13 protein-coding genes are annotated in these 15,304 nt (G+C 51.8%); 2 read left to right on the top strand and 11 right to left on the bottom strand.

Annotated elements, in window-relative coordinates; translation table 11 throughout:
- Nucleotides 1–80 precede the first annotated feature (80 nt).
- The 11 genes from HMPREF1246_RS01620 to HMPREF1246_RS01570 form a co-directional block, all read right to left on the bottom strand.
- Complete coding sequence (locus HMPREF1246_RS01620) at nt 81–1,379, bottom strand: amidohydrolase (protein ID WP_009016355.1); 1,299 nt, start codon at nt 1,377–1,379, stop codon at nt 81–83.
- A gap of 34 nt (nt 1,380–1,413) precedes the next feature.
- A complete protein-coding gene (locus tag HMPREF1246_RS01615) occupies nt 1,414–3,015 on the bottom strand; it encodes a DUF4127 family protein (RefSeq protein WP_021736473.1) in 1,602 nt (533 codons plus the stop codon).
- A 99-nt stretch (nt 3,016–3,114) separates the two neighbouring features.
- Entirely contained in the window at nt 3,115–4,326 is a 1,212-nt protein-coding gene (locus HMPREF1246_RS01610) for a glycosyltransferase family 2 protein (RefSeq protein ID WP_009016415.1), read from the bottom strand.
- 10 nt (nt 4,327–4,336) lie between these two features.
- Nucleotides 4,337–5,062 (bottom strand): hypothetical protein, encoded by a 726-nt coding sequence (locus tag HMPREF1246_RS01605; protein WP_009016414.1) that lies wholly within the window; start codon nt 5,060–5,062, stop codon nt 4,337–4,339.
- A 38-nt stretch (nt 5,063–5,100) separates the two neighbouring features.
- Nucleotides 5,101–5,568 (bottom strand): 2-amino-4-hydroxy-6-hydroxymethyldihydropteridine diphosphokinase, encoded by a 468-nt coding sequence (folK, locus tag HMPREF1246_RS01600; protein ID WP_009016413.1) that lies wholly within the window; start codon nt 5,566–5,568, stop codon nt 5,101–5,103.
- Nucleotides 5,559–6,755 carry a dihydropteroate synthase gene (gene folP / locus HMPREF1246_RS01595; protein WP_021736492.1) on the bottom strand — a complete coding sequence of 399 codons (1,197 nt, stop codon included), beginning with the start codon at nt 6,753–6,755 and terminating at the stop codon, nt 5,559–5,561. Before folP ends, folK begins: the two co-directional genes overlap by 10 nt.
- 3 nt (nt 6,756–6,758) lie before the next feature.
- Entirely contained in the window at nt 6,759–7,526 is a 768-nt protein-coding gene (gene folE2, locus HMPREF1246_RS01590) for a GTP cyclohydrolase FolE2 (protein ID WP_009016411.1), read from the bottom strand.
- Complete coding sequence (gene queD, locus HMPREF1246_RS01585) at nt 7,520–7,882, bottom strand: 6-carboxytetrahydropterin synthase QueD (protein ID WP_021736467.1); 363 nt, start codon at nt 7,880–7,882, stop codon at nt 7,520–7,522. Before queD ends, folE2 begins: the two co-directional genes overlap by 7 nt.
- A complete protein-coding gene (locus HMPREF1246_RS01580) occupies nt 7,879–8,346 on the bottom strand; it encodes a tRNA (cytidine(34)-2'-O)-methyltransferase (protein ID WP_009016409.1) in 468 nt (155 codons plus the stop codon). The genes queD and HMPREF1246_RS01580 overlap by 4 nt, the downstream gene beginning before the upstream one ends.
- 16 nt (nt 8,347–8,362) lie before the next feature.
- A complete protein-coding gene (locus HMPREF1246_RS01575; RefSeq protein WP_021736500.1) occupies nt 8,363–9,244 on the bottom strand; it encodes a glucosaminidase domain-containing protein in 882 nt (293 codons plus the stop codon).
- Nucleotides 9,245–9,247: 3 nt separating this feature from the next.
- Nucleotides 9,248–10,669: a sodium:solute symporter family protein gene (locus HMPREF1246_RS01570; protein ID WP_021736497.1), complete on the bottom strand. Its 1,422-nt coding sequence runs from the start codon at nt 10,667–10,669 to the stop codon at nt 9,248–9,250.
- A 201-nt stretch (nt 10,670–10,870) separates the two neighbouring features.
- Between HMPREF1246_RS01570 and HMPREF1246_RS01565 the strand changes: the two genes are divergently transcribed.
- Both HMPREF1246_RS01565 and HMPREF1246_RS10710 read left to right on the top strand, forming a co-directional pair.
- The gene (locus tag HMPREF1246_RS01565) at nt 10,871–11,536 is read left to right on the top strand and encodes a metal-dependent hydrolase (protein ID WP_021736519.1); all 666 of its coding nucleotides are present in this window, start codon (nt 10,871–10,873) and stop codon (nt 11,534–11,536) included.
- Between the two features lie 799 nt (nt 11,537–12,335).
- Complete coding sequence (locus tag HMPREF1246_RS10710; RefSeq protein WP_021736484.1) at nt 12,336–15,188, top strand: autotransporter outer membrane beta-barrel domain-containing protein; 2,853 nt, start codon at nt 12,336–12,338, stop codon at nt 15,186–15,188.
- Nucleotides 15,189–15,304 lie beyond the last annotated feature (116 nt).

Below are 15,304 nucleotides of genomic sequence, written 5' to 3'. Positions count from 1 at the left end.
TTCGTGTCTCTTATCCATCCCAAACAGGATGCAAAAATTCTCCCACCAAAACAAGATCCGCTTTGCTGGGAGAACGCTTGTTATTTGTTCGTGAAGTGCTTCACAAGTTCCGTCACGGTATAGACGCTAAGGGGAAGGACATCTTCGTTGAAGTCAAATTCACTGGTGTGATGACCCGAAGCTTCTTCCGTCCCATAGAGCATGTAAACGGCCTTGCCGCCATGATCCTGGACGCGGCTCATAAAGTACGAGCAGTCCTCACTGCCACTGACAGTATGATTTTTTTCAATGTCGCTGTAGACGCCAAGCCCCTTGACGACTTCATAGACTTCTTCGCCCATGTCAGGAGAAGAATTGCCTGACGCCGCACTCCCGCGGGCGACCATCTTCACGGTGACGCCGTACATATCAGCTGCGGCCTTGATCATGCGGCGGGCTTCTCCTTCCATAAATTCATTGATTGCCGTCGAACCGCCACGGGTCTCAAATTTGATGACCGCGTTGTCGGGGATGACGTTTCGTCCCGTCCCTGCCTTGAGAATTCCCACATTAATGCGGGAAGGGCCGTCGCTGTGACGGGAAATGGTATGGAGGGCCAGCGAAGCTTGGGCCGCTGCAAGAAGGGCGTTGCGGCCATTTTGGGGATTGGCACCGGCATGGGCCGGTTTTCCCGTAAAGAACGCATCAATCTTGCTTGTTGCAAGGAACCCTTCGGTCATACAGACTAGGCTGTTATTTTCGCCATTGCCAAGACCAATATGCCCGCTCAGGAAATAGTCCACATCATCGACAATCCCGCTTGCCACCATCCCGCGGGCTCCCATGACCCCTTCTTCACCGGGCTGGAAACAGAGCTTTACAGTGCCGGCCATTTCATCTTTGTGAGCGGCAATAAGGCGCGCCACGCCAAGACCGATAGCTGTATGTCCATCGTGCCCGCAAGCATGCATCAGACCCGGATGGGTCGACGCAAAGCCATCCCGGGTCGGCCGATGGGCGTCCGTTGGGTTTTCTTCAACTAGAAGGCAGTCCATGTCAAAGCGCAGACCCACGGTCTTCCCTGGTTTTGCAAAATGCATGATGCCCACGACGCCCGTCTTGCCGCCTTCCATCTTTTTCACAAGCTCCGGGTCCGCCCCTTCTTTAATGGCCCGCCCCATGGCGCGGGAAAGTTCCGCTTTATCAGGCACGCCCATCATTTCATCTGCCTTCATGCAGGCATCCCCCATGAGCACTTCATAGCCCAAGGCCTTGAGGGATTTTGCTACATGAGACGCGGTGCGAAATTCCGTCCAGGCAAGTTCCGGGTGGGCGTGAAGATCACGCCGGCAGGCCACCAGCTCCTCTTTCATCTGCATGGCTTCATCATATATCGTCATGGTTCTCCTCCTCCGCCGCCATAAGGCAGCCCATTCATTTCAGTGTCTTTTTGACCACCGAGACTTCAAACGTCCGGTTCCACGGCAGGTCAAAGGTGTAGTCATCCACACGCTGACCCAAATAAGGAAAAGCCTGTTCCTTCATTTCCTTTTGAAGGGCCGTATGGAGGATGCCCCTTTCCTTTGGGGTAAACTTTCCTTCCTGCCATTTATTGGGATAGGTGTATTCAGCACGCAGGCGCTGCCGCACGACGGCTTCATAGGCCCAATCGTCAAGATAGCGCACGTTCAGAAGATCCTTTCTTTCCTGTGACGACATATGCCGCGCCATAAGGCCCTGTCCCAAGGTGTAGCCCAGGGAATTGCTTGCCGTATTCCAGCCGGCATAGGACGCCAGGTCATAAGCCATCGGCTCATCGCTGTGAGGCAGGCGACGTTCAAAAAGCCCCTTGATGAGGCCCTTGCTGCTGCCGTTGCCAAAAGCAATATCTGCAATGCCCACGGCATAGCCCGCCCTGAGATAGGCCTCCGCCTGATCAAGAAAAGCCGTCATCCCCAGCGTCACAACGTCCGTGTTGCTCATCCCATCCGCTCCGCGCGTCACGCCGTCCTGAGGCGTATAGATTCCCGCCACTAGATCCGCCCGCTTGGCCCGTTTAGCTGGATATCCGCCAAGGGCCCAGACATGTTCCCGGTAACTATGGGCAATGGTTCCATCTTCGTAATCAGGGACAGTCTCTTTTCCCGCACCGGGGGCATAGAACCCATACACAAGGGGAGTGAGGCCTCGCGCTTTGTAATAGGCCCTCGTCAAAAGAATCATTCCCATCTCATCGGTGCCCGAAAAGGAGCGGATCGTATAGGACTTTTTCCGGCCCTGGAGCAGACTGCGAGCATCATGGTGGGCCTCGGAATAAGGCGCCGAGTCGTCCCGTGCAATCAGAAAATAATCAAAGGTTCCTGCTTCTGCCGCGTCGTACAACTGGGAAAGGACGGCTGCGTTTTTCTGCCGCCGCTGCAGCAGGTCCTCTTGGATGGAGACCGGGATTTCCTTTTGCAGGGCCGCAAGTTTCTTATCTTCCTTCCGGCTAAGCTGCCCCATCGCCTTTTTATCCCGCAAAGCGCCCCACAAAAAGAGCTTCGGCCCCCACTGCGCATAGTACTGAGGCTCCTGAGGGGCGCTGCTCCACTTGGGGGAACGCATGATCGTCGCAAAGGCGTAGATGGGAATATCGATATGACGGGCCTTGAAATCGAGCAAGACCTTGACCCGTTCATTGAGCACAGCCTCACTGAGTTCGTGGGTTCGGCTCGTGGTAAGGCCCCCATAAATGAGGGAATCGGCGGCAACAACAGCAGCCTCTGCAAAGGGGCCTTCTTCTTGGAGCCATTTTCCTAGGGCATCGGGATTGCCCTTGCGCGAGGCCGAACTTAGAAGCTCAGATGGCGGCGTTACAACATCGACCCCCGCTTTTTTAAAAGTATCCACCGTATAAGCAAGGTTAACGGGGCGATCATCAAGGGGAATATATAAGATTCGTTCTGCCGCCAAAACTGTCTCCCCCCTTGTAAGGGTCCCAAAAAGCAGGGACAGGAAAAATGCCCCTATGAGTTTCCTGCGGGCCCAAGTAAACACAAGCGACCCCTCCTTCTTATGTTTTCCTCTATTATAGCAGGCAAAAAGCCACAAAAAAAGTCCCTGCCAGCAAAGCCAGCAAGGACAGTGCGCAACAACTTATCCTTCAGGACCTTTCGTGTGCACATGCTCGATGGGAATCCACTGGGCATTGGGCCGGAAAAGCGAGTACACACTTAACAGGGAAATGAGGATACAGAAAAAACCGCCCGTCAGGATGCCCTTAGCAAAATGGCGGCTTTTGTAGCCTGCTCCCGCAATGGCGGCATGACCTACGTAAAGGCTCAAAAGGTACAAAAAGATCCACCAAACAATATCCTTGATGTGGAAAAGCGGCAGCCCGCAAAGAGCATTATAACAGAGCCAGAACACATTCAAGATAAAATAAAGGCCAAACACAACACTCATCAAGTAGGGAATAAAATTATCGATGAGGCGTCCATCCCGATGCACTTTAAAATGGGGCAGCCAGATTTTTCCATAGACCCGGGCAATCTGGTAGTTTCCCGTAAACCAGCGCCGGAACTGATGGACCAAGGTCATGAAATGGATGGGCTGTTCATCATAAAAGCGCGCGTCTTCCTGAAATTCCGAAAAAACATCCTTAAAATTCATCTGCATGGAAAATTCCATATCTTCCGTAACCGTAACCGTCTGCCACCCATCAGGCTCAATGAGGGAAAGGTCAAAACCAAAACCCGTTCCGGAGATAATGCTCGGCATGTGGACATTAAAACGGGGTTTGGAAAATAGCACGTCCACGCTGAGCCAGTACATGGAATACCACTGCGAAATCAGGGAATCATAAGGATTGAGTGGGAGCCGGTTTCCCATGACAAGGCGGGCGCCGCTGTCAAAAGAGCGGTTCATGGCCTTGAGAAAGTAAGGATCTGCCACGTTATCGGCGTCAAAGATCACGGCATACTCAAAAGACTCCGGCCACTCCTGCCTTATCTTTTGAAGCCCCCAGGAAAGGACCGCCCCCTTTCCCGTTCGAGGGCCTTCGTCTCGTTTCCAGACCGTGATATTGGGAAACGCTTCCCCAATGGCAGCCGTATCATCCGTGCAGTGATCGGCACAAAGGAAGATATGGTAGGACGAGTGTGGATAGTCCTGCTGCACAAGGCTTTCGAGCAATTTTCCTACAACCCGTCCTTCATTGTGGGCGCAAATGAGGACCGCCATGGTATGGGAATGTCCGGCAGGCGGCAAGATCCGTTTTTTTGTTATGAAACCCACGAAAATCGTGCTGACGCCCCATAAGAAAACAAGAAGCAATACGACTTGCACGGCAAGGGTGAAAAAATACATGAAAAGACCCTCACATTCCGCTCAGGATAAGAAGCACGGCGGCAAGTCCTCCTGAAACATATAGGACCACAGGTTCCCCCAATTGGGGTGGAAAAATCAGGCAGAACCCTGCACCGACTGCAAGGGCCGTCAGGGAAATCCGCAAAAGGGCAACCGAAAGGAGATGACTGGTCCATTTATCATCCCGCACAGCTTCCCACCATTTTATCCCGCCGCCGCGGCAAAAATAGCGGCCGCTCCAAGATAGGACGGTCTGCCCGCCCAAAATGGATAAGCCCAGTGCAGGGAGCATGATGGGAAAATAGGTCAGCTCAAAAGGGATAATCTGGAAAAGATCACCAGCAAAGGCAAGTGTGAGCCCCAAGGGCGCTGACGATGCCAGTGAAAGGACAAGGGCCATCATACGGGTCCGCTGATCATAGACAAGAAGGACCGGTTCATTTTCGCTTCTCATTCCCTGCCAAATGCGGAAAGGAACGTAGCTAGACAAAAAGACGGCCAAAAAGTGAATGGGCAGAAGCATCGTATGAAGTCCGCCAAAAGAGCAACCGATCACCGCGCCAATTCCTGCGGAAAAAGCCCCCAGACGGCCAAAAAGAAGGCCAAAGGTCAGTGCGAAAAGTGCACCCAAACAGAGACCGGAGACACTGGGCACCATCATGACCCGCATGCCAAGATAAGTGACGGCGCTATAGACCAGAACCAAAAGAACCGCCGTTTTTACACGTTGAAGCATTGCATCGACCAGCTTTCATTGAGATTGGCAAAAAAGCCTTACTTTCCTTTTTTCTGAAGCTCATGCCAGAGTTCCAGCATGCTGCGTTTCAGGACAGGATGTTCCTTTTGGGGGGCAATCTCCGCCAAGGGGCGGAGGACAAAATCCCGGTTTTGCATGTCCGGATGGGGCAGCGTCAAAAATTCAGTCTCCATGATCTCATCCTCAAATAAAATCAAATCAAGGTCGATGTTCCGTTCGCCCCAATGGCGCTTGCGCTCCCGCCCCATTTCCTTTTCAATGGCAAGAAGCTCCATAAGAAGGCTCTGTGCATCCTGGTCCCATATCACTTCAGCCGCCCCATTCAGGAACTCCGGCTGGTCCGTTACGCCATATGGCGCTGTTTGGATCCATGTGGAAACTTTCTGGACCTTGATGCCATGTACCTTCATCCGGCTCAGAGCGTCTTCCAAATAAGCTTTTTTATCCCCTAGGTTGCTGCCAAGGGCCACATAGGCTACCGGCATGATAGAATCGCCTCCAACATACGGATGAGCCGTACATTTTCCTTGACATCGTGGACGCGAACCATTTGGGTGCCAGCAAAAACAGCTGCTGCGGAAAGGGCCATGGTCCCTTCAAGGCGCTCTTCCGGCGGAAGGTCTCCCAGGACCTTACCGATATAGCCCTTGCGGGACCCTGCAACAAGGACTGGAATCCCGTGTCCCGTAAGTTCCGCAAGACCGCGGGACAGTTCCAGGTTGCCGCTGACATCCTTGGCAAAGCCAAGACCCGGATCAAGCATGAGTTTAGTGCGACCAATTCCCATCGCTTCACAAGCCTCTGTCCGCGTTAAAAGATATTCCATGACATCGCCGACTACGTTATGATAGGCCTTCATGTCGGCGCTCATCATGGTCTTGGGCGTACCACGCATATGCATGAGGATGAGCGGCGCGTCTTTTTCTTTGGCAACGGAAAGCATGTCGGGATCACCCGTTCCCGCCGTAACATCGTTGATGATATCGGCTCCCGCGTCAAGGGCGGCGCGGGCCGTCGCAGCGTGGTACGTATCAACGGAAAGGATGGCCTCAGGATAAGCCCGGCGGATTTCCGAAATGGCCCCGACGACACGGCGGATTTCTTCTTCTGCCGGTACGGGATCACTGCCAGGGCGGGTCGATTCACCGCCAATATCAAGGACATCGGCACCGTCATCCAGCATCTTTCCGGCCCGCTTCAAGATCAGGGAACCGGCTGTGACACGGGATCCTGAATAAAAGGAATCGGGTGTTACATTAAGGATTCCCATGATCCGCATCTTTTCATACGTAAGGGTCCGTCCGTCCGCAAGGATCGTCGCGAGCTCATGGTCTGTAAGATAGTCCTCGATATCCCTTATGACTTCATCAAGACCGAACCATCCCTGATTAGCCCTGAGTTTGTGAGCAAGGTGCCGGTACTGGGTACGGCTTCCAAGTAAAATCACATCCGTCCGTTCTATACTGCAGTTGATGGTTCCTTTGGCATTAGCAGCGTCCGTCCCCATGGCGAGCATTTCCTGTTTGATGATATTGGCGCCGGGAGCCCGTACCCCGACAAGACGCAGCGGTTCCACAACCGCCTTGGGTGCCATGAGGGCAATCCCAGTCGGATGGACCCCCATTTTTTTTAGTTCAAAGCTGACTTGATCGCAAGGAATCTTGATATACAAGGCCTAGTCCTCCTTTTCCACACAAGCAAAGGCATTGTGGTTATGGATGCTTTCCTCACTTTCTACGGTCACGCGGTACCAATCAATCCGCTCATCTTGATTGAGCCGCAGGGCGATTTCCCGGGCCGCGTCCTCAACAAAACGAGGATTTTCATAGGCTTCCTCGGTGACAAACTTTTCATCAGGACGCTTGAGCAACGAAAAGATAGGAGACGAAGCAGAAGCCTCGGCCATTTCCACCAGTTCTTCGATCCATACAGGTTTCGTGCTACGGATCGTAATCTTGGCACGGGCCCGCTGATTGTGCGCACCATATTTGCTGATTTCCTTGGAGCAGGGGCAAAGGGTGTGGATGGGGACATTGACGCCCACATCCAGATGGAAGGTCTCCCCTTTTTCCGCATGGTAATGGCAGGAAATATCAAGATAACCTGTTTTCCCCGATACAGGTGCCTTTTTTTCAATAAAGTAAGGGAAACGCATATCCAACATGGCCTTCTTGGCGCCTAGCTTTTCCTTGAGCCCATCAAGGACGATTTCCAGATCATGAGGATGAATGGGTCCCATTTCCTTGAGACACTCCACAAATCGGCTCATATGGGTTCCCCGCTGCTCATGGGGGAGGTTCACGCCGAGAGAAATCACCGCCACTGAATGCTGGACGCCCTTATGGGGATCCTTTAAGGTAATGGGCCAGCGGATGTCGCGGATGCCCACTTGTTTCAGTGCAATATGGCGCTGGTCGACTTGGCCTTGTACGTCTTTTAGCATGTTTCACCTCGATAGATAATCCCGCTCGTCTTCGTTTCCCAGACTTCCACTTCAAAAAGATGGTAGTTCGGCCCATGAAGCGGCGCTTCCAGCTGTTGCCAGACCCAGACGGCAATATTTTCCGCCGACGGCTGAGGCAGGATGTCGTTGATGAAGGCGTGGTCCAGCTTACTTACAACAAGTTCCTTCACGAGGTTCTTGAAGCGCACGAAATCAAGAACCATGCCCTCATGGTCAGGCGTGCCCTCAACTTTGACAACAAGTTTATACGTATGGCCGTGGAGATGTTCACATTTTCCGTTGTAATTGGGGAGAAAATGGGCGGCGTCAAAATCAAATTCCTTTAAGCAGATCATATGGTACCCTCCTCTAAATCAAAATGTACTTGGCGGAGTGCTTCGTAAAGCACGATTGAGACAGAATTGGCAAGGTTGAGACTGCGGGCTTCAGGCACCATGGGAATACGGATACATTCATCTTCATGGGCCATCCGAAAGGCTTCGGGAAGACCAGCCGATTCCTTGCCAAAAATCAGCAGGGAATCCTTGGTATACTCCACACGCGTATACGAACGATGCGCGTGGGTCGTCAGAAGAAAACGCGGTGCATCAGGATAGGCCGCAAGAACTTCCTCCACACTGTCATAGTAATGAATATCGACTAGATGCCAGTAATCAAGACCAGCACGCTTCAAATAGCGGTCATCGACAGAAAATCCCAGGGGGCGCACCAAATGAAGGGAAGCCCCCGTTGCCGCACACAAGCGGGCAATATTTCCCGTATTGCCTGGGATTTCCGGTTCAACAAGAACAATATGCAAAATGGCTGCCTTCTTTCTAATCCGTACCCATGATGGCAATCATGCCCTTCATCTGTTCATGGATATTCATGATTTTTTCAGCATAGTAGCTGCCTGTCGCCCATTTTCCGTTAAGCTGCTTCCACGTTGTCGCGTATCCCGTCTCCTTTTTGATGCGATGCACCAAATCATAGCGGGGATCGATGATGGCGGTCTTGGGAAGCCGATCCGTCGTATAGGCCATCAGATGCTGGATATGGGCCCTCACGCCGTCCTTTGGCGTAGGAAAATAAGCACCGCGCACAGTCGCACTGGTTGTGCCCAAGCCGCAGAAATTGTTCTGTTCCGGTACCACCGTACCGCCAAAGGCAAAGAACCCCGTTTCAAGGAGGGCCTGCGAAAAAGCAAGATCCCAGCGAATGCCTTCCCGGCTCGCTTCTTCGTAGTAAGCATCCACGATTTCTTCCGGCGTCGCCTTGATGGGAAGCTGCGGGTTATAGAGCGTCAGGAGTGCAATGGCCTGGGAGCGCCGCACTTCGGGCTCACCAAAGATGCTCACCTTGTCGTAGTTTTCAGGGATCTTCCAAATCTGTCCCTGCGTCATGAGCCGCTTTGAAATGACAAGGAGGTTCGGGTCCGTGACGACGCGGTGCGCCATGGCCCGCTGGCGGCGCACCAGGGGCGGCTCCGTCTGGGGAATGTCCATAGGCGCCCCATAAATAAAGACCACGGCCCCTTTGGGCGGCTTCATGGCGGTTTCCTTTTTGAGCACCGCTGTCTGGGCAGGACGCTTTTCTTTCTGGGCCCGTTCCCCCATGATGCGTTCCTTGAAGGAACCCGCCTCCGAGGATTGGATTCCCGAAAGGAGCGTCACCATGGCAAGGGGCAGGACCCATCGTTTCAAATGATATGATTTCACGATTTATGCCTCTTTATTAGGAGAAAATACGAATAGACTCAAGGCCATGACAAGGGCCGCCACAAGAATCCCACAGCTTGTCGCGTTGAGGATGCCGATGCCCATTCCCCCATTGAAAAGGCGCAGGCCCATGACTACGGCAACGCCCAAAACGGCCGAAAGGAAAGCTCCCTTCGTCGAAGCCTTCTTGGTAAAAAGGCCAAAAAGGAATGGTGCCGCAAGGGACACTGTCATGAGGGAATAAAAAATAGCCATGGCCGAAATGATGCTTGCAAGATAATAGGCAATGATGATGCCCAATGCGCCGCAAACAGCCGTAATCTTTCGCGTCATGGAAAGGAGCTCCGCGTCCGTTGCGTCCGGTTTGATAAAGGTCTGGTAGAGATCCTTTGACAGGCTCGTTGCCAGCATATAAAGCACCGTGTCACAAGTGCTGACCTCAGCTGCAAAAATAGCGGAAAGAGCCAGTGCCGAAATGCCAAAGGGCATCATTTCCTTCATCGCCTTGGGCAGAGCCAGTTCCTGGTTGGAAAGATCCGGAAACGCCGCAAAAGCGCACATGCCGATGAGCATCGGGAAAAAAGCAAAAAAGAGCTGCACAATTCCGTTAAGGAGCGTCCCCTTGCGGATGGCCGGTTCATCCTTGGCACTGTAAACCTTGCCAATAAGACCGGGGGAAATGCAAAAGGCCGGCGTCAGCATAAGGAAATAGCCCAAGATCGTTGAATTTCCCATCCCGTTCCAGGAAAAATAAGAAGCCGTTTTTGCCGTATTGCCTAGGTTTGCCGCAATTTTTGTCTCCAGACCGTTCCAGCCGCCGACATAGTTTAACGCATAAGGTGCAGCCACAATAAAGCCCACGAGGATCACGGCAAGTTCAATGATGTTCACCACAGCAGCCGATTTCAGGCCCCCCGATGAAAAATAAAGGGTCACCACAATCGCCGCCATCATGATGCCATAAAGTTTCGGCATACCTGCGACCACATTAAGGATCCAAGCAATGCCCAACAGCTGCCCCGAAAAAAGGGCCAAGGTCCCGATGGCCATCATGGTCGATGTCACGCCGCGAAAAGCATGGGAATAGCGATGATCCAAATAGTCGCCCATGGTAAAAAGATCATATCTTTTCGCCACGCGCCACACGGCAGGGCCGACCACATAAGCAAGGATGAGGGACCCCAACCCGCTGCAGCCAATCCACCACCAGCTCGATACACCATGCCGGTAGGCAAGCCCCGTCACGCCCACCGTCGAACCAGCGCCGATGTTGGCCGCAATGAGTGTCGTAAAGAGCAGCTTCCAGGAAAAGCTCCGGCCGCCGACAAAAAAATCCGATGCCCCCTTGACGTGCTTTCCAATACCGTAGCCGAGCAGAATCAAGAAAAGAGCATAACCAATAATGACAACAAGATAGGAGTTCACAACGTCACCTTCCCGAGGTAAATTCATACTGCATACAATTTTACTGTACTTACTGCAACTTGTAAAGTTAGGTTGTCCTTTTAGCGCCTCAAACGGCTTAACCTTCCTCTTACCCATCCCATCCATTCCCTTTTCCTTTCGCCGAAGATGCGCTACAATAGAGAAAATACCTGGGTTTCATGCCCTAAAGGAGGAGTTTCCATGACCGTCCTGCATTATATCCATCATGCGGCCTTTAGCCTCAACGATGGCAAGACAACATTGCTTTTTGACCCCTATCTTGAAAATAATCCCGAAGGCTTATCGTCTGGTGACCTCAAAGCCGATTATATCTTTATCAGCCACTTCCACGGCGACCACGTAGGAGAAGCCTATGCCATTGCCAAAAGAACGGAGGCGCTAATCATCACGACTGCTGAAATCGCAAACGACGCCAAAGCCCATGGCCTTAACGCCCACGCCATGCATATCGGCGGCAGCCATGAATTCCCTTTTGGCAAAGTCAAACTCACCTTGGCCTTCCATGGCAGCGGCATTGCAGGCGGCCACGCCTGCGGCTTCATCGTCCACTTTGACGGCAGCGTCTTTTATTTTGCCGGTGACACAGGGCTTTTTGCGGATATGGAGCTCATCGGCAAACGCAATGCCATCGACTACGCCTTCCTCCCCATTGGCGATAACTTCACCATGGGCCCTGATGACGCCGCCTATGCCGCCGGGCTCCTTAACGCCAAGACCGTCATCCCCATCCACTACAACACGTGGCCCCTCATCGATCAGGATCCAGAAGAATTCAAGAACGTTGTGGAGAAGGAGACAAGTTCGAAGGTATTAATTGTTCCTTGTGGCACTAGAGTAGACTTGTAGGTTATTGCTCAGCGCATAATCGCTCCGGTAAAGCAGTTGTGAGCAAAAAAACTGTGACGCTTTGATGCTAAAACCTGTAATGCCGCCCAAACCGCCCCTTGCGGGGAACAGATCCGAAATAATTCGCCAGAAAACATGTACCTGCGCCCTTCCGCTAAAATTTAAAGGCCCTGACCCGAACCTGCGTCTACGTTCGGGTTAGGGCTTCTCTTATGATTTTTTGCCCTGGAGCTCGATTTCTTTGATATCGACCAGCCTTACCAAAGCGGGGGGATCCACCAAACAGGCCTGGTGGGTGGTAGATAAGGAGGGGTGTTTTTTGTCAGGCGCCTCCGCATGAGCGAGTGCGAGAAACATTTTTCGATGGGTCAAAGCCTCTAATCATAAGATGCTGTCAAAGCGATTCATCTGCTGGACCGTTTAATCGAAAAATCAATTCGGCGCCCTCCCGTAGGCGGGTTGGCGCCGTGCGTTCAGCCTCTTAAGACCTGCATAGACAGCTGTAAGGCGCACCCATTTTCCACCACAACTTCCCTCCATTGCCTTATTCCTTTTTTCGGATGCCATGGAGGGATATCGGTTCGTACGATGTTTCGTTCCTGATTGGGAATAGCGATTGCCTGGGGCTTTCATGCCGCCCCTTATTTTTTACTAAATATTTTTATTGCTAGTTTAAATTTATTATGATAATATATATGTGTAAGTATCTGTTAATAATATTATATAAAAACTGGAGATAACAGCACTTACCACATAATCCTTCGATCTATATCTTTATGGGGAGAAAGAGGAGAAAACTATGAAAAACTCTCTTAAACGCACTACTTTACTCGTCAGCGTAGCCTTACTGGCGCCGACTTTGGCGCGGCCCGTCCACGCCGAAGACTTTGTCTTTGACAGTCACACTGCCATCAACGGCGTCATGCCAAGCTACAGCGAAAAAGGCAGCAATGACATAAAGAGCTTTTCCGATCCAGAAAGCAGCATTACCTTAGATTGGACCAATATTGGGACAGACACGGGGCTTCCTCGCTCTACCGGTATTTCACCGATTTTTAACGCACCGGAAGTCACAGCCAAAAATATTACGGTCATTGTCGGGAAAAAAGGCAATCAATGGAACGATAAAGGCATCATTTATGACAACAAGCAGGTTACTCACGGCAAAATCACTGCATCGGGGACTATCATGGTTAAAACCTATGATGACTGTATCTACATGAACTCCCCTGCCCACACAGTAGATATTACAGGTTTCAAGAAGCTCATTTTCAATTCGTCAGGAATGCCGACTAAAGGCAGTTCCGGCTATGCCATCATGAACAATGGGATCGATAATTACCTCAATATCATTGGCGGTGAAAATAGCGAAATTGAAATGACCAACACGGGGCGAAGAGCTGTAGTTGCCGATAACAGCAGTACGGCGGGGTCCACGAAAACGACCATCACGGCTAACAGCATCTATCTCCATGCAAATGGCTCTTCCGCAATTGTGCAGACAAAAACGCACTACGCATTTACAGGCGGCCAGATTGAAATCAACGGCATCGATAAAACGATCATCACAAATGAAAAAGATGGCGGGACCGCTGTTAGCGCCCAGGCGTCAAGGGACGGAAAAGGGCTCATTGAAATCAATAAAAGGACCTCTGGCGTCGTAGAAATCACGGGTGCAGTCACTGCCAGCAACGGTACGGCCGATATTGATTTTGCCGGGGACCAATCCTTCCTTAAAGGCAACATGACGTCTTCTGGTGAAAAGGGAAAAATTTTGGCAGACTTCAAGGGCGCTGATTCCCAGATGACCGGGGATATGAAGACGAGCAATACTGCAGCCATCGATGCCGCCTTCTCCGGAAAGAATGCTTCCATGATGGGTAACATCACGGCCGCCGATAATTCCACCGTAACATCCGCCTTCTCCGGTGAAAATGTTTCCTTTACAGGAAATATCGATACGACAGCAACGAGTTACCAATGGGGAACTGGCTATGCCCCTAACCAGTCGACCATAACGGCCGCCTTCTCCGGCAAGAACGCTTCCTTTACGGGAAATATTGATACGACGAAAACGTCCCAAACGGGTCAATCTGGCAGCTCTGTCGAATCCTCCAATAATAGTACTGTCACAGCTGACTTTTCCGGCTCCGGCGCTTCCTATACAGGCGACCTTGCCTCGGCCGGTACGAGCAAAGCCAATATCGCCCTTACAAATCACGGTCTCTGGAAAGGCAAAGCTGCAACGATGGAAAACGCCACGACGGCCATTACCCTTTCAAATGGCTCCCGTTGGGACCTGACAGCTAACAGCAACGTATCGTCCCTCGACCTTTCTTCCGGCGCTATGGCTTCCCTTGCAGGCGATGCCCACAGCCTCGATGTGGGGACCTTGAGCGCAAGCGGCGCGTCCGGCATTTTTGAAATGGATCTTGCCTATCATGATAACAAGGTTGATACCTACGAAAACGCTACAGACAGCGACTTTCTCTACGCCCACGGCGGCACCGGGAGTTCCTTTACAGTCCAGCCCACGGCCATTGCCTCCGTCGATGCCATGAAGTCCGGAGACAAGCTTTACTTTGCCCAGGTAAAAGAAGGAGCTGCTGCCTTCAAAGTGGATCAGGACATCAAGCTCCAGAACAAAAACAGCCTCTTTGACAGCACCCTTTCTGTCAAGAAAGAAACGGATACGGAAAAGACCGACTATGAAGACTGGTTCATCACCCCTATCGGTGACGGCAAGACGCCGAACTCGAACGCCTTTACGCCAGGTTCCGCCCACCATGCCGCCGTCTCCATTTGGCGTGAATCAGATACCCTCCTGAAACGCTTGGGCGAACTTCGCTACAATCAGGAAGACCAGGGCCTTTGGGCACGCTACATTAACAACAAACTAAATTGGGATGGCAGGAATAACTTCGATACGACCATGAAAACTCTGCAAGTGGGTTATGATAAGAAAGAAACGGGCACAAAGCGCGACTGGTACTACGGCGGTGCCATCGAGCACACCTGGGGCAGCAGTGAATACGCTGGCTGCGGCGACGGCAAGCAGCACCTCACCGACATCGCCCTTTACGCAACACAAATCGGCAATAAAGGCCACTACCTCGACCTTGTCACCAAAGTCGGCTACCTCAGCTCTGACTATAAGACCACCTACGGAGACAGTGCTGACTTTGACAACTGGGCTTTCAGTGCCGGTGCTGAATATGGCCGCAAGAAAGCCCTGGGAAATGAATGGTTTGTCGAACCTCAGGCCCAGCTCACCTACTACTTCCTCAAAGGCGATAACTACACGACGAAAAACGGCGCCACCGTAAACCAAGACAACACGGATAACCTCGTTGGCCGCCTCGGGGCCGTCCTTACCAAGGAATACGATAAAGAAACAAGGAATCCGAAACGCTTCTACGTCAAAGCCTCTGTCCAGCACGACTTCCTTGGAGACAGAAGCCAGCATCTCCAGCAAAACGGCATGTCCTACTATGACAGCAACGACTTTAGAGATACGTGGTACACCGTGGGGATCGGTACGAATGTCCACTTTGACGACAAATACGCCTTCTACTTCGATGCAGAAAAGAACTTTGGCGCCGACCTCAAATCAAAATATCGCGTGGAAGTGGGATTGAGATATGAGTTTTAAAGGCTGAAAGTGGTACGCTTTGAGGCGGTTGTGAGTGTTGAGTAAAACACAACGGCCGTTTCTTCCGAAATCATTGATTTGTAGACCCAGATCTGAGAAGAATATGACGAAAAGAT

The sequence above is a fragment of the Acidaminococcus sp. BV3L6 genome (genome assembly GCF_000468835.1).
GTDB lineage: Bacteria > Bacillota > Negativicutes > Acidaminococcales > Acidaminococcaceae > Acidaminococcus > Acidaminococcus intestini.
Note: the sequence above shows the minus strand (reverse complement) of the source record. Positions and strands in the feature narration are given on the sequence as shown.

Coding starts and splice junctions, on each gene's coding strand:
- HMPREF1246_RS01620 (WP_009016355.1), bottom strand. CDS start 1,379: ATGACGATATATGATGAAGCCATGCAGATGAAAGAGGAGCTGGTGGCC.
- HMPREF1246_RS01610 (WP_009016415.1), bottom strand. CDS start 4,326: ATGTATTTTTTCACCCTTGCCGTGCAAGTCGTATTGCTTCTTGTTTTC.
- HMPREF1246_RS01605 (WP_009016414.1), bottom strand. CDS start 5,062: ATGCTTCAACGTGTAAAAACGGCGGTTCTTTTGGTTCTGGTCTATAGC.
- folK (WP_009016413.1), bottom strand. CDS start 5,568: ATGCCGGTAGCCTATGTGGCCCTTGGCAGCAACCTAGGGGATAAAAAA.
- folE2 (WP_009016411.1), bottom strand. CDS start 7,526: ATGCTAAAAGACGTACAAGGCCAAGTCGACCAGCGCCATATTGCACTG.
- queD (WP_021736467.1), bottom strand. CDS start 7,882: ATGATCTGCTTAAAGGAATTTGATTTTGACGCCGCCCATTTTCTCCCC.
- HMPREF1246_RS01565 (WP_021736519.1), top strand. CDS start 10,871: ATGACCGTCCTGCATTATATCCATCATGCGGCCTTTAGCCTCAACGAT.
- HMPREF1246_RS10710 (WP_021736484.1), top strand. CDS start 12,336: ATGAAAAACTCTCTTAAACGCACTACTTTACTCGTCAGCGTAGCCTTA.